Raw genomic sequence first — 18070 nt, forward strand, 5'->3', positions numbered from 1 at the left:
TAGTAACGGATTTTCTTTGCTGGGAGAAAACAATAAAAAAACATTAAAATGGCAACGAATTAACATGTTAATTTGTTGCCATTTTATATTGATTTTTTAATATATCGCGTAAACAGCGGTATAATTAACAGAATTTTATCAAAGTGCAATATTCATTGTTGTTGCTGCTAGTATGCAATTTCAAAGTATTAAAAATTATTGAATAAGTTGATGTAGTGATTTTAGTAGGGGTGGATCTAATATTTTAGTTACATTTGTACTGTTATTGAAAATATGTTCATTAATTTAACATTCCTAGTCGCTATACTTTATATGATTTTTGGTTTTAAAAGTTTCTTACTAAGCACACTAATAATAAAGAGTGCTATTGGAACGGATATGCGAGACTCCTGTGGGAGTAGCGGATGAGACCCCGCAAGGCGTCAAAAGGTAGGCATGCTAATACTACGACGTCCTGTCGGAACGCATGCATGACCCACATCGTGTGGGCTCAAGGCTTATCGCTCGCCCCACGGAAAGCGAGAATCCTGGAGTGGAAATCGAGAAAATTCCATTTTAAATAGAGTCAAATTTTACTTTTTTTCTTTACTAATGATATGAAAATGGTCTCAGATAATAGCTTATTGGAGTAAAAAAGTTGATTATACGAACAGACAGTCAAAAAAACGAATGAGATGTTTCTAAGTTGTAAATTTTTTCATAAAACAGAAAAAAATTTCAAAAATGAGTAGAAAGCAATCTATAATTTTTATAAGGGTAAACTAAGTAATAAAAACCATAACACGAAATATAAAAATCAATGAAGCTATTCGATAAAATTATTTAAAGAATTCAGGTGAAATGAATGCAAGAAAAAATACTAATAGTAGACGATGAAAAGAGTATTGTTGATCCATTGACCTATGCATTTCGTAGAGAGGGATTTCAAGTAGAAAATGCCTTTAATGGAAAAGAGGCATTAGAAAAAATATCCGTCTTTAAACCGGATATTATGATATCGGATATTATGATGCCTGTTATGAATGGACTGGACTTATGTAGACAAATAGATGATAAAGACGGAATGGGAATCATTTTACTTACTGCTAAGGACGATATTATAGATCGTGTATTAGGACTAGAGTTTGGAGCAGATGACTATCTAACAAAACCATTTGATATTAGAGAATTGTTAGCTAGAACAAGGTCACTATTACGGAGGCTGAAAAAACCTTCCATTGCTGAAGAAAAGAAAGTGATTTCATTTAATGATTTAGAGGTCATTCTTCACCAAAGGAAAGTAATGAAAAGTGGAAAGACAATTGATTTAACACCTAAAGAATATGATTTATTAGTACTTCTAATTTCAAATAAAGAAAGAATTTTTCGTCGCGATGAACTTCTAGATTTGGTATGGGGGATCGAATACATTGGAGGAACGCGAACTGTTGATATTCATATCCAACGCTTACGTAAAAAATTAGGATCACCTCATCAGCATATCATTCAGACAGTTTTTGGAATCGGATATAAAATGTCAGGTGACGTTAAATGAAACTAAGTATTAAAGTGAAATCTAGCTTGTTTTTGGCGGTATTATTAATCGGTACCGTATTTGTATTAAGTTTATTAGTCCTTCAGGGGATTAAACAAAATCAACAAAAACAAACGGAAAATCTACTTTCACAACAAAGTAAGTTAGCGAATGTATATGTAAAGCAAGTTTATTTAAGTCAAACAGATGAAGACCAAAGTTTGTTTTTTAAACAATATGGAAAAGAGATAGCAAGACAAATCGGAATTATAAGTAGCTTGCACGTTACAATCTTTAATATGTCGGGAAAAGTAGTTGGAGACTCCTTACCATTAGAGACATCTAGTGATAATCAAGATACATTAAAATATGCTTTAAAAGGGAAAGTTGCCTATCAGGAACAAGATGATACACTTTCTTATTTTGCACCAATCTACAGTACAAATAATCAAATCGGTGTTGTTCAGTTTGACTACTCTTTATATGAGAATAAAAAATTTTACGATGCGACAATTAAACTTTTTATAAAAATTGGTTGTAGTATTATTGCGATCAGTTTTATTATAGGGTACTTTTTCTTCAATTCACTTGTATCAAGTATATTAAAGCTGAGAAGGGTGACTGAAGAAATAAAATTAGGTAACTATCCTACACAGTCGGTTATTAATCGAAAAGATGAGTTAGGTTATTTAAGCCAGGCCATTTTTTATATGAGTAATGAAATTCAGAAGAATATTAAAGGTATGCAGCAAGAACAAGATAATCTTCAATTAGCAGTTGAAAAGTTAAAGATACTTGAAAAACAGCAAAAGCAATTTATAGGATCAATTACGCATGAATTTAAAACACCTTTAACTGTTATACGGGCTTATATTGATTTAATAGAAATGTATTCAGATGATCCTAAGTTATTAGAAGAGGCGATGGGAAATATCAGTAAGGAATCTATGCGCTTGTATGAAATGGTTGAAAAAATATTAAAATTAGCTGAACTAGAAAAGTATGACTTTGAACTTTATAAAGAAAAAGTTGATGTAAAAGAACAATTGGACGATTTATGTTCTCGAATGAATGGGAAAGCAACTAAATTTGGTTTAACTCTGCATACTGAACTTGAACATGCCAATATTTTAATTGATAAAGAAAGTCTCACTTTAATCTTTATGAACTTATTAGATAACGCAATTAAATATAATAAATCAAATGGGAATATAAACGTATCAAACAAAATAATCGATTCTCGAGTGAGTATTAGCATTAAAGATTCGGGGATTGGAATTCCAGCAGATGTTTTTGATAAAATCTTCGAACCATTTTTCACTGTAAATAAAGATCGCTCTCGTCAATCAGGTGGATCAGGATTAGGACTTGCCCTGACAAAGGACTTAATTGAAAAGCAGAATGGAACAATAATTGTTGAATCTAAAGAAGGAATTGGTACAGAATTTATCATTACATTTCCGATAATGAGGTAAAAGTTTACATCTTAGAAACAACTAATGACTAAAATTGAAACAAACTAAACATATCATGTAAATAGTAGGAAATAGGAGAGTGATATGGTGATTACGAAGAAACTAATTAGCTGTATTTTGCTAAGTACTGCTGTTGTTTTTGTATTAACTGGATGTGATTTGTATTACTTAAATGAGAATGTGGTTATCGAAAAAAAACATAAAAAGATTACTGTACTAACTAAAAATGAAGAAGTTGTTACAAACGATCTAGCTTTAGAGAAAATTAATCGTTATGAAGATATTAGAGGTACAGATTGGTTAGACGATAAGACAATTTTAATTGAACAAAAAAATACAAATGAACCTAAAACAGCTATGACAGATGATGGTAAATTCGTTTATCATATTAATTTATTCAATTTTGATTTATCAACTCAAACTTCGAAAGTCTTATCTGGAGAGGAGATTGGACAAATTGGTGCAATTGTCTCACCAGATAAGAAGCATATATTTTATAAACAATCGGTTGATGGAAATACAGGTACAGGATATATTATTGATCGAAATGGAAAGAACAAAGTAAAAGTTTCAGACGTAGAGAATATTTTTGCTTTCTCAACAGAGGGTAGATGGGTTAATAATCAAGAGGTTATCTATCCAACATTAGATCAACAAATGTACACTGCCAACTTAAATGGAAAGATAACCAAAATCGATCCAAATTCGGATATTGTTTATACACTCAAAAAGAAATTAGGTAACAACAAAGTAGAATGGGTTATTCCATCTCCTAATCAAAGAAAATTTGCTATAGTAAGGAAGATTTCTCAAACAAAGAGAGAATTATTTATTACAGGTCCTACTGGAAAAAAAACGGTCACATTGGCTAATGGAACGCAAATTTTTGGTTCGAGCTGGTCTCCTGATTCGAAGACTGTTGCATTTTCTGTTATTTCAGAAGATAAAGGAGAACGAGGGTTATTTGTAGTTGATGTAAATACTAGAAAGATTACCCAATTATCTACTGATTTAGATGAAATATCTGGACCAATTACATGGAATCCATCTGGCAATAAATTATTAGTTTCTACAGTGATTGTTAAAAACAATAAAAATGAATTTGTAACATATGTTTTAACTTTAAAACATTAAGTCCTGACTATGTTATTATAAAAATATATCTCTATTAATTTAGATTATAAGGAGAAACTACTCATGAAGAGTCGAGAAAATAATTATCGGAAAATTAATAGATATAAAAAGTTCCTGATTGGAGTGCTAATAATTGCACTTTTCGGTTGTATATCGATGGTTAGTTATTTTGTTTATTCAACAATCAATCAAGAAGGACATTTTACAAAAAACAAAGAACAAAATAAAAATCAAATTGTGCAAAAACCAATCGGAAAACCAGAAAAAAATCCGGTTGAAAAGCCAATTCAAAAACCTCCTATTAAAAATCCAAATGGTATTAAACCACCAGTAAAACAAGAGTTACTTAAGACGATTAAAATTAGCGCTGCTGGGGATTTCACACTAGGCAGTGATGAAAGCTTTTATTACAAGGGATCATTTACAGAGGCAGCTGATAAAAATGGACTAGGATATTTCGTGAAGGGCTTAAATAATATTTTTAAGAAAGATGATTTATCGACAGTAAACTTAGAAACGACATTAACTAACGCAACGAAAAAAGCTTTGAAAAAATTTCGTTTTAAAGGTGATCCTTCCTATGCCAAAATCTTAACGTATGGTGGGATAGAAGCTGTTAACCTTGCGAACAACCATAGTCATGATTATTATCAAAAAGGCTTTAATGATACGATTAATTCGTTGAATAAACAAAAAATAGGACATTTTGGGTATAACGATAAATATATTACAACTGTAAAAGGGATTAAAATAGGTGCTCTAGGTTATGAAGGGTGGAATGATTCTCCAGAGCTTAGATTAAAAATTAATAGTGATATTCAACAACTAAGAAAAGCTGGTGTCAAAATTATCATGATTAATTTTCATTGGGGAATCGAGCGGGATTATGTACCTAATTCTACGCAGAAAAATTTGGCCCACTATTCAATTGATCATGGCGCGGATTTAATTATTGGTCATCATCCACATGTAGTACAAGGTATTGAAGAATATAAAGGGAAATTTATTGTATATAGCTTAGGTAATTTTATGTTTGGTGGAAATAAAAATCCGAGTGATAAGGATACATTTGTTTTTCAACAAACATTTCATCTGAAAAATGGAATACTAACAAATCAAAAAGACATCAAAGTAGTACCATTTTCAATTTCTTCCGTTTCATATCGTAATAACTATCAGCCTTTATTCCTAAAAGGTTCTGAAGCTATTAGAGTAAAGAAAAAAGTTGTTGAGGTATCAAATAAAATCACCGGCTCTAATTGGACTAAATACGAAAAATAATAAACATAGAAGAACTCTTTTTTGAAGGAGTTCTTTTTTGTTTGTACACCATCTGTCCACTAATCGAATATATTGAAAAGGGAAAATACTTATATAGGTCTTTTTATATTTGGTTTAAGGGGATGTATGAATGTCAATTAATAAAATAAAAGTGACTAAAAATGACACGAAATTTGATGTCATCTCAAATCCGAGTACACAATGGATCTGGAATGAAATCCTTCAAAATAGATGGGAAGAACAAACCTTTAAAATATTTGATCGATTTTTAAAACCAGAAAAATCATATTTTGATATAGGTGCTTGGATTGGACCAACTGTTTTATATGGTGCGAATCGAGCAAAGCGAGTTTATGGGGTTGAACCTGACCCAATTGCATATCATGAGCTACTAACAAATGTGATCATGAATCCAGAAATTGCTTCAAAGGTTATTTGTATTAATGCAGCTGTAGCGGAAAAAACTGAGGATAAAAAATTATATATGCGTCACCATTTCGGAGATTCAACCTCTAGTATGATTCCAACAATCTCCTCAGAGAATTATTGTAAGATTAGAGCGGTAACGATTAATGACTTAATAAAACAGCATAATATTGAGGATATCAATTTTATAAAAATGGATATTGAAGGTGGAGAATACTCCTTAATCCCCTTTATACAGTCTTATTTAGAAGAAAATCATCCTACATTATACTTGTCTATTCACCCAGGATTTTTAAGTCAACATTACAGTCTAACGTTAACTGAAAATGAAGTTGCCGAAAAATTAAAAAATCAAACAGAAAATATGCTTAATCATTTAAGTATTTATAAAAATATATACGATATTCATGGTAATCAAGTTAAGAAAGAGGATGTATTTCAAATAAATAATACTGGAGAGTTTGTATTTACAAATGAAACTTGGTAATAAATTTTAAAATAGGTATTACTTCTCATTTGAAGTAATGCTTTTATTTTAGGAAGGAATTTCCTCTTTATTAGAGAATTATTGGAATAACCATAAAGTAAGATAATGACCAAATAAAATATAGGAGGAATAAGAATGGACTTGAAATTTATTGCTTTCCTTAGTTTTATTTTCGTATCGTTGATTTTATCAGTTTGGTTAGAAATTAAAATGCAAAAAAATACGAAAAATATTTTGGCAACGATGTCAATCGCATTTAATATCAATCTTCTAGTCTTGGGAAGTGCAAGCGTATGGTGGCTATTTTATGCGGGTGATGGTTTTAGTTTATTTTCTGGTGTTCATTTTTTAATAGTAGCTTTCTGTTGTATTTTTTTAGTTAATATTTTAGTTATGCTAGTGTTAAGGTATCGAACAGCTTAAATAAGCTGCGTTTCATTAGATTTATAAACAGGTCATTAAGCGAAAAAAAATAGCATGTTAAATTAATTAAATTGTTCCATAAATGAATTATCGGATTCTAGTAAGTTCAGTTGTATACTATTAGGTGGAGTTGTACTTCTATTGAAATAAAAAGCATTACTCCAGTTTCAAGGAGTAATGCCTTTTATTTTTGCTAAACGAAAAAGCTAAATCATGGAGTGGAAATCAACAAAGATATTCGTTAAATATCAATAAATTTTACTAAAACAATTTAAGAAAAGAAAGCTCTATAAATGGGGGAAGTTATATGTTTATTGTAAATGTGGAGGCAGCAATTTTTAAAGAAGATAGATGGTTAATTATTGAAAGAAGTATAAAAGAGGAGCATGCAGGCGGACTGCTTTCCTTAGTTGGAGGAAAAGTCGAAATAGAAGGTAATTCAGCAGATATATTAGAGCGGACAGTAAAACGAGAGATTTATGAAGAAGTTGGAATAAACATAAAAGACAAGCTAGAATACATACATAGTACTACCTTTGTTACTGACCTAAATGAGCATGTGGTAGATATTGTTTTTCTTTGTGAATACGATTCAGGAGAGGCATATACCAAAAGTCCAGACGAAGTTGAAAATGTTTACTGGATGAATTCAAATGAGATTATGAGTCATTTAAAATCGCCAATTTATTTAAAGGAGAGCATTCGTAGAGCGGAAATTACATTAAAGAAGTACAAGTAATGTAGTATCTCTTAGGAAAAGGTGAGTAAATGGAAAAGAAAATATATATAGTACGTCATTGTGCAGCAGAAGGACAACCATCTGAAGCTAGACTTACTAGTTTAGGAATAAAGCAATCTATAAAACTTAGTGAGTTTTTTGATGATAAATCGATTAATCGTATTATCTCTAGTCCTTTTTTAAGGGCGATTAAGACAATTGAACCAATCAGCCAAAGAAAAAATTTAAGCATAGAAATCGATAATCGATTATCTGAAAGAATTTTAAGTATGCAGGATTATCCAGATTGGCTTGAAAAACTTGAAAAAACCTTTGACGACTTAGATGTGAAATATGAAGGCGGAGAGTCAAGTATTGAAGCTATGAACCGAATTGTTCAACTTATTGAAGAGGTAGTAAGTAGTGAGTATCTAAATACAATTATTGTAACTCATGGGAACCTAATGTCATTACTGTTAAAGCACTTTGATCATCAATTCGGTTTCAAAAATTGGAAAAATCTTAGTAACCCTGATGTTTATCTGATTAGGATGAAAGGACCTCAAACGTCAGTAGAACGTATTTGGAAAACATCTTGAATAATGCAATTTATCATATTACTAACTAATCTATATGCAGGAGAAAATGCCTGAAAATAGAAATATTGATAATAAGATTGATGACTCAATAAAGGAAGGTGAAAATATGAAAGGTTATATTCAACATCAAGTACCGATTTTACCAGTTAAGGATGTAATAGAAACGCTGGATTTTTTTAAAGAAAAGCTTGGGTTTGTTATTGCATGGTCATGGGAAGATAGCTACGCTTCAGTTTATAATGCTGATATCGAATTACATTTTGAAAAGTCAGAAACAATTACGCCTCAATTGATTTATTTTTATGTGAAAAATGCAGATGAAGTTTATAATTTTTATTTAAATCAAGACGTGAAAATCATTTCGGAAATTGAGTCCAAACCATGGGGTATGCGCGAATTTACATTTAGTGATCAAAATGGACATTTATTTAAAATCGGTCATGAAGAAAAAGAGACTAAAGAAATTAGTAATTTTACTCAATATTAAAAAATACAAATGACGATACGGACCTGGCGTATCGTTTTTTTATATATTTTAATAAATTGGTAAAAATAGGAGAGGGAAATATCCGTTGACATGAAACCAAAAGGTTTTATATACTTTTATATATAACCAAAAGGTTTTATATTTTAAATGAAAGTAGGATTTAATAATGGGAGTTCAAAATCAAGTTGAAGATATTAAACAAACTGTTGTTTACAATGCACCAATCAAAAAAGTATGGGAAGTAGTATCAACATCTGAAGGAATAGGTTCATGGTTCATGCCAAATGATTTTCAGCCAGTAGTTGGTCATGAATTTCATTTGCAAACACCATTTGGACCATCTCCATGTAAAGTATTAGAAGTTGATGAACCGAATCGTATTTCTTTCACTTGGGACCTTGATGGATGGGTTGTATCTTTTAATTTAAAAGAGTTAGGTGATAAAACTGAATTTACGTTAATTCATGGCGGGTGGAAATCAGCTGAAGAAATTCTTCCGAAAGCACACCAACCAAGTGGTGTTGTCCGTGAGAAAATGAACGGAGGCTGGGTTGGTATTGTCGGAAAACTTAAACAGGTTGTTGAAAACTAGTGTCTAGTGTTGCCCAAAAATATGATGTTTTCCAAGCTATAGCAGATCCCACACGGAGGGAAGTGCTTAAGCTACTTGCCGAGAAGGAATTGCCAATTTCAGAAATAACAAGTAATTTTCCAATGAGTCGTACTGCAATTGCAAAGCATCTCCATATTCTTTCAGAAGCTGAACTAGTAAGTGGAAGGAAAGTAGGAAGAGAGAAACGATACAGGCTTAAACCTGAAGCTTTTTTAGAATTTAAACATTGGTTAGCATATTATGAACAATTTTGGACAAATAAATTATCGATACTTCAACATCTTGTTGAAAATAATGAGGATAATGGTATTGCGATTGTAAATCTAAAAGAAGATAAAGAAGAAAACTAATTGTATCATCACCAAACGAACCGAGTATTAGGTTCGTTTATTTTTTTGTTTTTTCTAAAAGATTGCTGTTTTTAAAGCAAACTGAAAATAAAGTGGATGATTGGCGCGGATATGAGAGACTCTTGTGGGAGTAGCCAGACAGTTGAGACCTTAGCAGTGGTGAAAAAGGTGTAGGCATGCTAATACCACGACGTCCTGTCGTAACGCATGCAAGATCCACATCGTGTGGGCCAAGGAGGCTCATCACACGCGAGCATCTTGAAGTGGAAATATACAATTCTGCATGTTTAATAGCAACAAATTTTACGAATGAAGCCATCTTTTTTCATTTCTAATAGACAATTCGAATTATATCTATATAATAAACTAATGTGGAAAATACTATCTTTTAATGATAAATAGATGTTTCATCTTAGAGGGGTTTAGAAATGCATAAAGGAATTTATATTTTAGCAATTGCAACTTTTGTTGCAGGTACAGTTGAATTTATTATTACGGGATTACTTTCAATGATTGCAGGAGATTTACATGTTTCTGTTGGTGCGGTTGGTCAACTAGTATCCATTTTTTCTGTCGTATTTGCTTTTGGGGCACCAGTTTTTATTGCAATTACTTCAAAAATGGAACGCAAGAAATTATTGTTAGTAGCCTTGACAATATTCTTTTTCGGAAATTTACTTTCTATAATCAGTCCAAACTTCATTGTATTATTAATAGCTAGAATCATTCTAGCAGCAAGTTGTTCAATTGTCATAGTGGTTTCAATTACTACTGCTGCTAATATTGTTTCAAGTGAAATAAGAGGTAGAGCAATTGGCGTCATCTTTATGGGGATTAGTTCTTCACTTGTTTTTGGTGTTCCACTTGGAACAATTGTAGGTGAAAAGTTCGGATGGAGAATGACATTTGCATTAGTAGGTTTACTAAGCTTAATTTCAATGATAGGAATTTATAAATTTCTACCAAAAGTTATGCCACAACCTACAATACCTTTAATTAAGCAAATAGCTACTTTAAAAAATAAGAATATTTTATCAATCCAACTGATTTCATTTTTACAGTTAACTGGACATTTTACAATCTACACTTATTTCACTCCATATCTTCATAGCACTATGGGATTATCTACTAAAATGATTAGTATTGTTCTATTAGTCTTTGGTGTGGCTGGGATTTTTGGTGGATGGTTTGGTGGGTGGTCTACAGATAAATTCGGCGGAAATAAGACGATCGTTTTCAACTTGGGATTACTAGCATTTTCGATTTTATTGTTAACATTTGCTCCAAAATCAATGATTAGTTTATTTATTATTGTTATTCTTTGGGGTGGACTTTCATGGTCGATTAGTCCGGCTGTACAAGACAGTCTTGCTAAAGTTTCAAAAGAGTCCGCAGATATTCAAGTAGGATTAAACAACTCGTTCTCCCATACTGGAATCGCATTAGGTTCAAGTCTAGGTGGAATTTTAATCAGTCAATATTCGGTAAGTATGAATGCATTAGTTGGTGCGATTATCGTAATACTTGCACTATTTTCTGCAATGTATTCATTTGTTTTAAATAACAAAGTTTCAGTAAAAACAAATTAATAAATGATATACCAGCGTATAAAGCGGTGCAATATTGCATCGCCTTTTTTTTATGTAAATATATAATTTAAGTAGTAAAAATTAACTAAATTATTTAGTGGAAAATGCCGATATGAAACTATAAAATAACTTGCGTTAAAGAGGGGAATTATTCAATGAAATGGACAATTGGTAAGAAATTAATTAGTACATCTGCATTAATCATGTTAATCATTTTAACATTGAGTGCTTTTTCAATCAAAAATACCAATACATTAAATAGTAATACTAAAAAATTAAGTGAGAATGTGCTACCAAAGGCATCACTTATCGGTGATATTAATTATTTAACTGAGCATGTTATGACATTGACACAAAATCATTTACTCTCAACAGACAAGTTATATAAAGCTGAGTATGAAAAAAAATTAAATGATACAACGGGACAATTAGACAATACTTTTAAACAGTATGGTCAATTAATAAAAAATGAAGATGAAAAAAAATACTTTAACGAGTTAAAAGACCGATGGACCATTTTTCTTCATAAAAAGGATACAATTCTAAGTGAAAGTAATAGTAATAATATAGAGTCAGCGACTCAAACTTTTTATGATGGAATTATTCTCTTTGATAAAATGCAAAGTGATCTAGATACATTAACTAAAATAAATAACAACGAATCAAAAGCAATTACAAATAAAAATGATACAGACTCAAAAGCAGTCCAAAATATTACACTAATCATAGTGATTGTTTCTACGATTTTAACGTTAGTGATTGTAAGTTTATTAATTCGGGGCATCAAAAAACCATTAACTTTACTAAATCACCAAGTTAAAGAAGTAGCAGCGGGTAATCTTGCTGTGGAAGAAATAAAAATCAAAAACAAAGACGAGATTGGTGAGTTAGCAGATAACATTAATTTGATGACTACTAATTTAAAAAACTTAATTGAAAACGTTATATATAATTCACAATTAGTGGCAGCAACTTCTGAAGAGTTATCTGCTAGTGCTGAGGAAACTAGTCGTGCTTCTGAACAAATTACTAGTTCGATTGTTAACATTGCTGAAGGTGCAGAGAAGCAAGAGAAAAATAGTCAAGAAGCATATGCAGTTATAAAAGAAATTTCAACTGGAATGGAACAAGCTGCTTCTTCAATCCAAACAGTAGCAGAAAATTCGTTATCAACTACTGAAAAAGCTATCTTAGGTAATAAAGTTTTAGATCAAACAGTTGATCAAATGAATTTAATTCATCATACTGTCCATCAGACATCTGAAATTGTCAATTCACTTGGTGAGAAATCAGATGAAATTGGAAAAATCGTTTCAATTATTACTGAGATCTCGGAGCAAACAAATTTACTAGCTTTAAATGCAGCAATTGAGGCAGCTAGAGCAGGAGAACAAGGTAAGGGATTTGCGGTAGTAGCTGATGAAGTAAAAAAACTGGCAGCGCAATCTAGAAGAGCAGCACAACAAATTGCTCAATTAGTCGATTTTATTCAAGGTGAAGTGAAAAATGTCATTCTATCGATGGAAGAAGGTTCAACTGAAATTAAAGATGGCATAAAGTTAGTATCTAAATCAGGTGATAATTTTAAAGAAATAGTTAAAATGATTGAGGAAGTATCATCTCAGACACAAGAAGTTTCAGCTATTTTTGAAGAAATAAACGCGAGCTCACATAGCATAATTGAAATTGTGGAAATGACATCAACTATTTCAGCAGAAGCATCAGGACAATCTCAAAGTGTTGCAGTTGCTGCAGAGCAACAAAGTTCTTCAATGGAAGAGATGGCTGCTTCGGCAGACATTCTAAGTAAAATGGCCGAAGAATTACAAGATTCAATAAAAGGATTTAAAATCTAAACACTAAAGGGACTTCTCAAAGCCTAATCAGGTTCTTGAGAATCCTTTTTTATTTTGCAAACGAAAAAAAATAGATTATTTGTATAATATTGGACATTCTAAAAAGGATGATTTATGCAATACTTTCTAACTAACGACATAGGGGGTGTGTGTCATGGAAAACAAACCTATTCATTTTGATGGTAGTTTCGTTAACGATGAGAATAACAAAGATCTTGTTGTTGCAGACAGTTTTGAGATTTCAGATGAAGCGAGAAAAAATATTAGTGGTAATCCTTATATTTTTGATTAAAGATGCATGGAGTGTTAGCGGTTCTCAATTTGAGAATCGTTTTTTTTATTCATAGTGAATCAATTTTGAGTTATAAAATAATTAATGTTAAAATTCACATTTTGAAATATGATTAGTATTAAAAGAGGGGGAGATAAAATGAGTGAAATTGCAATTACACCAAAGCCACCATATTATGCTGTAATCTTCGTTTCGAAAAGAACGAATGGAGATAACGGATACAGTAAAATGTCTGAAAAAATGGTTGAATTAGCATCGAATCAAAAAGGATTTTTAGGTGTGGAAAGTGCCAGAGATACTGGAATAGGAATCACTGTTTCCTATTGGGATTCTCTAGAGGCGATAAAAACTTGGAAAGAACATGCAACCCATAAAATTGCACAAGAACGTGGAAAGAGTGAATGGTATGAGTCCTTTGCTTTAAGGGTTTGCAAAGTCGAAAGAGATTCATTTTTTGAAATGTAGTATTGCTTAAATTTTTACATAGTTTGGGGGCTCATATGAAGATACGATTAATAAATGGGGCAGATTTTTACAACATCTCACCTTTAATCAATGAATGGTGGGGTGGTAGGCAAATGATTGATATGTTGCCTAAGTTATTTTTTGATCACTTTAAAAATACAAGTTTTATAGCAGAAGCTAATGGAGAAAAATATATAAACTAATCCATTAGAATTATGAAAAAATAATGTGCACGTGTAAAAGAGTGTAAATAGTTTTAGAAAATTAAATTTCTAATATATTTTTTATAATGAAAGTAGGATTATTGTTAGGTAAATTAAATAATGTAATTTCTTAAACCGATATATTAGGTAAGTTTAACTTAAAGGAGAGAAAGAATTTTGATCCTACAAGAATTAATTACCAATATTAATAAAAGTGTAGATAGTTTAGAGTTTTCTGTCGCAAGAAAATATATCGAAGAGAACATGGAAATTTTAAAGGAAAACAAAACTCTACTTAACAGTAATGCAAGAGAATTATTAACTTTTATTTCCGATCGAAATAAGGAAGGAATTGAAAAGTTAACGAGAAGAGAAATGATTATCATTCAAGCAATCAATACAAATGCTACTCAATTTGATTTAAGGGAAATAAAAAAACTGATTAAAGATAACTCTATGTTATTAGTAAGAAAAGATGTATTAGATTTTTTAAACTCAGATGCTAAAGTAATTTTAGAAGGTATGAAAGCCATTAATCAATAATAGTAATCAAAGTAAAATACCAACTAAATGTTGGTCTTTTTTTTCTGTTTTTGTAAATTTTATTTGGGGATTCATTTGTAGATTTCCACGCTAAAATGATTTCTACTATAGCTTATAAGGAGTCGCGGCCTTCTACTCCAATCAACCTCTAAACCAACAGTTAGCTCGTACATTCCCTTCTATAAAAACCCAAAAACAACAAATTCATATAAATCAGCCATTTTTTGATCAATAGTTAATGTGAAAAATTAAAATTAATGGAATAAATTTGAATGAAAATGATAGTTATTATCAATACTATAAATAGGAAAGGGTAACCATCGGCCCGGTTACCCCTTTACGAAATTAAATTAAATTAAAATTACATTCCTGGATCAAATGTTTTACAATCTGTTTCCTCAGTTTGCGATGCTTGTTTCCCTTTATGACTCACAACATAAATAGAATCTGCACTGCATTTGTTTCCAGAAGCCCAAAATTTACAATTATTTACTTCACAAAGTACATCTTTTGCCATAATAAGACACCTCCTTTATTGTTATCATTAACATTAAATAAAGGATTGATACTTATTATTTTTTGAGTTGTTTGAGTATATTTTTTAACCTTAAGAAGTAATAGATGCAAGTAGAGTATTTTGATTAAGTTTGGAAATTTTATTTAATTAATAAGAAAATAAAAACCATATCGAAAAATGATTCGATATGGTTTTTAGAATTATTCTTCAGTTTTAAATGCTTCGATTTCTTCTTTAAGTTCCATTGCTAATTGTGCTAGTTCACATACAGCAATACTCGTTTGTTCGGTCATTAATAGTTGCTCTTTTGTATCAGTTACTGTTGACTTTGTTGAATTGTATGAGCTAGTTGCAATATTTGAGATTTCATTGAATGAAGCAGAAATTTCTTCAGTTGAAGCAGAGATTTCCTCTGAAGTTGCTGATACTTCCTGAATTTGTTTATTTACTTCAGTAATAGAATCTAAAATTTTCGTAAAGCTCTCACCAGTTTGAGTAATTGCTTCAAGTCCTTTTACAGTTTGTTTCTCTTCTAAATCCATCGCTTGAATTAGAGTGGAAGTCTCACCTTGGATAGTAGATAAGATTTCAGAAATTTCGCTTGTTGATTTTTTAGAAGCTTCAGCTAATTTTCTTATTTCTTGTGCCACGACTGAGAAGCCTTTACCATATTCTCCAGCTCTTGCAGCTTCGATTGATGCATTTAAAGCTAATAAGTTGGTCTGTTCAGAAATGCCTTTAATTACTTCAATAATAACATTGATTTCAGAAGATTTTTTTCCAAGTTGATGCACTAATATCGAATTATTTTTAACAGTATCGTGAATATTTTTCATCTCACTAATACCTTGCTGAATATATATGTTCCCTTCATCTACATTCGTAGTTGCCACTAATGATGACTCACTAGCTTCTGAAAGCTTTTCAGCAACATATTGAACACCAGAAGCAATTTCCTCAGTAGCGATTGAAGATTCATTTGTACTTGTCATTTGAATTTCAGCACCAGCTGCCATTTCTTCCATTGATTGATTCACATTTGATGTTATATCACTTACTTGAGTAATTGTTATTGCTAATTTTTCTGAAGCATCTGCAAGTTTATTTGATGTAAGATTTAATTTAGAAATTAATTGAATTAACGAATCAATCATTAGATTAAATGCTTTACCTAATATGCCAAATTCATCGTTTGATCTTACTGGAACTTTTACTGTTAAATCCCCGTTACTTACTTTCTCTGTAACATTAATTAATTCATTAATTGGTTTCATAATCATACGAATAATATAGAATGAAATGATTGCTCCAATTAATAAGAAAACAAGAACTATAATTCCTGTCGTAATCAGTATTGGCATTGCCTCATCCATAAATTCTTTTTGATCAATCGTACCTAATATTTTCCAACCAGTTAGATTGTTTGTAAGGTATACCATTTGTTTAGAGTCGCCTTTATATGTATAGCTAAACTCACCTTTAGGATTTTTTGCAATTTTAGCAGTGATATCCTTAGGTAAAGAATCACCTGGTTTAATAGTTGGGTGAATAACTGCTTTGTTATTAGTATCAAGCATAGCAGGGTATCCAGTTTTGCCTATTTTTACATTAAGCACTAATTTTTTTAATTCGTCTAAAGTTATATCAAAAGCAACGACTCCACTACCATCTGGTAATGACTTTGCAATACTTACAATTAATGAATTAGACGCCGCATCTACATAGGGACTAGTAATGATTATGTTCCCATTACTTTCTTTAGCCTCTTTGTACCAATCTCTTGTTCGTGGATCATATCCTGCTGGTAGTTCAACCTTTGGATAAATATAGATCTTTCCGTCCTCAGTTCCAACATAGGAAGTACCTACTTCATTATGAGTTTCAACGACGTTTTGAAATTGATTTAATAAAGTTGGAAGATTCTTTTCCTCATAACTAGTTTTGTTAATGGACTTAGATAAAAGTTCTATTAGTTTGTATTGACTTGAAATTGTGCTATTAATATTGTCGTTTATTAATGAAACATTTTCTGTTGCACTGCTAACAATATTCTGTTTAACTTTGTTTTTAGCACTAATAAAAGAAGAAATGCCGATTACTGAGCTAGGTAATACAATTAGAACAGCTAAAAATACTAATAACTTTGTACGGATCTTGATATTCATCATAATTTTCGTTCCTTTTCTCCGAAGTAAAATATATTGCTGTGTAATTTATTTCGGATTAATTGTTATATTTTATATAGACTTACAGTTATTTCCTAAAAATAACAATCAAAGGAAGTCAGCATCTTTAGTATGTAATTTTGTTATTTCTATTGGTTAAGATAAACTTATTTATTCTGAAATTGATTTATTTAAAAGAACAATTTCTTTTTATATAGATGTCTAGACATTTTATTTCAAGGTACAATTCTCTATAATATGTAAATTTAAAGTATATCAGGGATAAGTATGTTTTCAGGTGTAATTGAAGGAGAAGAACTGTACAAGATATTGTTCTTTTGGATGTATGATGTCTTATTAGGAGTATTTCTTTTGAACACTATTTTCAAATTTCGTTAATGTAATTTGATAAATTAGCTCTAATTTTTTTATTAAACTGTAGAAATCAGTATCTAAAGTGTCTAAGTTTGAAAGTATTTTAATAATGCTTTCTTTTTCTTTTTCTAGAGAAGAATAATTCATACTGTGAAGTAAATTTACATAATTTTTATTTACCGTCATATTTTTTTCCGTTCCTCCATCGCTATTTAATAACACAATTTCATATAATACACACTAAATTGGAAAAAATCTTTAAAAAAATAAAAGTTCTATAATTAAAATTTTTCTGTGAATTCTAGAGAAAAATATACGAATAATATCTATTACTCACTGGAATTTTAAGTGCAATACTGCAAAATTTGAAAATATTATCTTCAATATAGTACATTACAGTTTTGGACTAGTGTGTAATTATTCATTTTAGAAAAGTGGGAAACGTGTATTGGTAAGATTGTTTGCGTTTTCATTTAATATCCTTAATTTATTGAAAAAATTACAATGCAGAAATAATCATATTGTTAATATAATATTATGTTTATTCGGAGTTAGTTAC

The 18070-nt window shown here is 30.7% G+C and carries 19 protein-coding genes and 2 pseudogenes; 18 read left to right on the forward strand and 3 right to left on the reverse strand.

Annotation, left to right across the window (positions count from 1 at the left end; translation table 11 throughout):
* Positions 1 to 844 precede the first annotated feature (844 nt).
* From B7R65_RS08510 to B7R65_RS08585, 18 genes and pseudogenes are all read left to right on the forward strand, one after another.
* Positions 845 to 1534, forward strand: a complete 690-nt coding sequence (locus tag B7R65_RS08510; protein ID WP_088042339.1) for a response regulator transcription factor — start codon at positions 845 to 847, stop codon at positions 1532 to 1534.
* The gene (locus B7R65_RS08515) at positions 1531 to 2988 is read left to right on the forward strand and encodes a sensor histidine kinase (RefSeq protein ID WP_088042340.1); all 1458 of its coding nucleotides are present in this window, start codon (positions 1531 to 1533) and stop codon (positions 2986 to 2988) included. Before B7R65_RS08510 ends, B7R65_RS08515 begins: the two co-directional genes overlap by 4 nt.
* A gap of 87 nt (positions 2989 to 3075) precedes the next feature.
* Positions 3076 to 4122, forward strand: a complete 1047-nt coding sequence (locus B7R65_RS08520) for a TolB-like translocation protein (protein WP_142288225.1) — start codon at positions 3076 to 3078, stop codon at positions 4120 to 4122.
* A 63-nt stretch (positions 4123 to 4185) separates the two neighbouring features.
* On the forward strand, positions 4186 to 5403 hold the full coding sequence (locus B7R65_RS08525) for a CapA family protein (protein ID WP_256941219.1): 1218 nt from the start codon (positions 4186 to 4188) through the stop codon (positions 5401 to 5403).
* Positions 5404 to 5533: 130 nt separating this feature from the next.
* Positions 5534 to 6316 carry an FkbM family methyltransferase gene (locus tag B7R65_RS08530; protein ID WP_088042342.1) on the forward strand — a complete coding sequence of 261 codons (783 nt, stop codon included), beginning with the start codon at positions 5534 to 5536 and terminating at the stop codon, positions 6314 to 6316.
* Positions 6317 to 6451: 135 nt separating this feature from the next.
* On the forward strand, positions 6452 to 6739 hold the full coding sequence (locus B7R65_RS08535; protein WP_088042343.1) for a hypothetical protein: 288 nt from the start codon (positions 6452 to 6454) through the stop codon (positions 6737 to 6739).
* Positions 6740 to 7046: 307 nt separating this feature from the next.
* Positions 7047 to 7478 (forward strand): NUDIX hydrolase, encoded by a 432-nt coding sequence (locus B7R65_RS08540; protein WP_088042344.1) that lies wholly within the window; start codon positions 7047 to 7049, stop codon positions 7476 to 7478.
* Positions 7479 to 7507: 29 nt separating this feature from the next.
* Positions 7508 to 8056, forward strand: coding sequence for a histidine phosphatase family protein (locus B7R65_RS08545; RefSeq protein ID WP_088042345.1), 549 nt, complete (start codon positions 7508 to 7510; stop codon positions 8054 to 8056).
* Between the two features lie 46 nt (positions 8057 to 8102).
* Complete coding sequence (locus tag B7R65_RS08550; protein ID WP_256941220.1) at positions 8103 to 8543, forward strand: VOC family protein; 441 nt, start codon at positions 8103 to 8105, stop codon at positions 8541 to 8543.
* 166 nt (positions 8544 to 8709) lie between these two features.
* Positions 8710 to 9135 carry an SRPBCC family protein gene (locus B7R65_RS08555; protein ID WP_088042346.1) on the forward strand — a complete coding sequence of 142 codons (426 nt, stop codon included), beginning with the start codon at positions 8710 to 8712 and terminating at the stop codon, positions 9133 to 9135.
* Positions 9135 to 9506, forward strand: coding sequence for an ArsR/SmtB family transcription factor (locus tag B7R65_RS08560; protein WP_088042347.1), 372 nt, complete (start codon positions 9135 to 9137; stop codon positions 9504 to 9506). The genes B7R65_RS08555 and B7R65_RS08560 overlap by 1 nt, the downstream gene beginning before the upstream one ends.
* 428 nt (positions 9507 to 9934) lie before the next feature.
* On the forward strand, positions 9935 to 11095 hold the full coding sequence (locus B7R65_RS08565) for an MFS transporter (protein ID WP_088042348.1): 1161 nt from the start codon (positions 9935 to 9937) through the stop codon (positions 11093 to 11095).
* A 155-nt stretch (positions 11096 to 11250) separates the two neighbouring features.
* Positions 11251 to 12009 (forward strand): annotated as a pseudogene (locus B7R65_RS22045) (MCP four helix bundle domain-containing protein); the annotation flags it as partial.
* The gene (locus tag B7R65_RS22050) at positions 12004 to 12951 is read left to right on the forward strand and encodes a methyl-accepting chemotaxis protein (protein ID WP_483861137.1); all 948 of its coding nucleotides are present in this window, start codon (positions 12004 to 12006) and stop codon (positions 12949 to 12951) included. The pseudogene B7R65_RS22045 and the gene B7R65_RS22050, both read left to right, overlap by 6 nt.
* 154 nt (positions 12952 to 13105) lie before the next feature.
* The gene (locus B7R65_RS21285) at positions 13106 to 13243 is read left to right on the forward strand and encodes a hypothetical protein (protein WP_179194816.1); all 138 of its coding nucleotides are present in this window, start codon (positions 13106 to 13108) and stop codon (positions 13241 to 13243) included.
* Positions 13244 to 13381: 138 nt separating this feature from the next.
* The gene (locus B7R65_RS08575; protein WP_088042350.1) at positions 13382 to 13708 is read left to right on the forward strand and encodes an antibiotic biosynthesis monooxygenase family protein; all 327 of its coding nucleotides are present in this window, start codon (positions 13382 to 13384) and stop codon (positions 13706 to 13708) included.
* A gap of 35 nt (positions 13709 to 13743) precedes the next feature.
* Positions 13744 to 13896 (forward strand): annotated as a pseudogene (locus B7R65_RS08580) (GNAT family N-acetyltransferase); the annotation flags it as partial.
* 192 nt (positions 13897 to 14088) lie between these two features.
* Entirely contained in the window at positions 14089 to 14454 is a 366-nt protein-coding gene (locus B7R65_RS08585; RefSeq protein WP_088042351.1) for a hypothetical protein, read from the forward strand.
* Between the two features lie 361 nt (positions 14455 to 14815).
* On the opposite strand, the gene B7R65_RS08590 is transcribed toward B7R65_RS08585, so the two are convergent.
* From B7R65_RS08590 to B7R65_RS08600, 3 genes are all read right to left on the reverse strand, one after another.
* Positions 14816 to 14971, reverse strand: a complete 156-nt coding sequence (locus B7R65_RS08590; RefSeq protein ID WP_088042352.1) for a DUF1540 domain-containing protein — start codon at positions 14969 to 14971, stop codon at positions 14816 to 14818.
* 200 nt (positions 14972 to 15171) lie between these two features.
* Complete coding sequence (locus B7R65_RS08595) at positions 15172 to 17136, reverse strand: methyl-accepting chemotaxis protein (protein WP_218780411.1); 1965 nt, start codon at positions 17134 to 17136, stop codon at positions 15172 to 15174.
* Between the two features lie 357 nt (positions 17137 to 17493).
* Complete coding sequence (locus B7R65_RS08600; protein ID WP_088042354.1) at positions 17494 to 17697, reverse strand: hypothetical protein; 204 nt, start codon at positions 17695 to 17697, stop codon at positions 17494 to 17496.
* Positions 17698 to 18070 lie beyond the last annotated feature (373 nt).

It is taken from the genome of Bacillus sp. EAC (assembly GCF_002156875.1).
Taxonomy (GTDB): Bacteria; Bacillota; Bacilli; order Bacillales; family Bacillaceae_G; genus Gottfriedia.

Coding starts and splice junctions, on each gene's coding strand:
- B7R65_RS08575 (WP_088042350.1), top strand. CDS start 13,382: ATGAGTGAAATTGCAATTACACCAAAGCCACCATATTATGCTGTAATC.
- B7R65_RS08535 (WP_088042343.1), top strand. CDS start 6,452: ATGGACTTGAAATTTATTGCTTTCCTTAGTTTTATTTTCGTATCGTTG.
- B7R65_RS21285 (WP_179194816.1), top strand. CDS start 13,106: ATGGAAAACAAACCTATTCATTTTGATGGTAGTTTCGTTAACGATGAG.
- B7R65_RS08550 (WP_256941220.1), top strand. CDS start 8,103: ATGCCTGAAAATAGAAATATTGATAATAAGATTGATGACTCAATAAAG.
- B7R65_RS08600 (WP_088042354.1), bottom strand. CDS start 17,697: ATGACGGTAAATAAAAATTATGTAAATTTACTTCACAGTATGAATTAT.
- B7R65_RS08510 (WP_088042339.1), top strand. CDS start 845: ATGCAAGAAAAAATACTAATAGTAGACGATGAAAAGAGTATTGTTGAT.
- B7R65_RS08555 (WP_088042346.1), top strand. CDS start 8,710: ATGGGAGTTCAAAATCAAGTTGAAGATATTAAACAAACTGTTGTTTAC.
- B7R65_RS08590 (WP_088042352.1), bottom strand. CDS start 14,971: ATGGCAAAAGATGTACTTTGTGAAGTAAATAATTGTAAATTTTGGGCT.
- B7R65_RS08565 (WP_088042348.1), top strand. CDS start 9,935: ATGCATAAAGGAATTTATATTTTAGCAATTGCAACTTTTGTTGCAGGT.
- B7R65_RS08595 (WP_218780411.1), bottom strand. CDS start 17,136: ATGAATATCAAGATCCGTACAAAGTTATTAGTATTTTTAGCTGTTCTA.
- B7R65_RS08540 (WP_088042344.1), top strand. CDS start 7,047: ATGTTTATTGTAAATGTGGAGGCAGCAATTTTTAAAGAAGATAGATGG.
- B7R65_RS22050 (WP_483861137.1), top strand. CDS start 12,004: ATGACTACTAATTTAAAAAACTTAATTGAAAACGTTATATATAATTCA.
- B7R65_RS08545 (WP_088042345.1), top strand. CDS start 7,508: ATGGAAAAGAAAATATATATAGTACGTCATTGTGCAGCAGAAGGACAA.
- B7R65_RS08525 (WP_256941219.1), top strand. CDS start 4,186: ATGAAGAGTCGAGAAAATAATTATCGGAAAATTAATAGATATAAAAAG.
- B7R65_RS08530 (WP_088042342.1), top strand. CDS start 5,534: ATGTCAATTAATAAAATAAAAGTGACTAAAAATGACACGAAATTTGAT.
- B7R65_RS08515 (WP_088042340.1), top strand. CDS start 1,531: ATGAAACTAAGTATTAAAGTGAAATCTAGCTTGTTTTTGGCGGTATTA.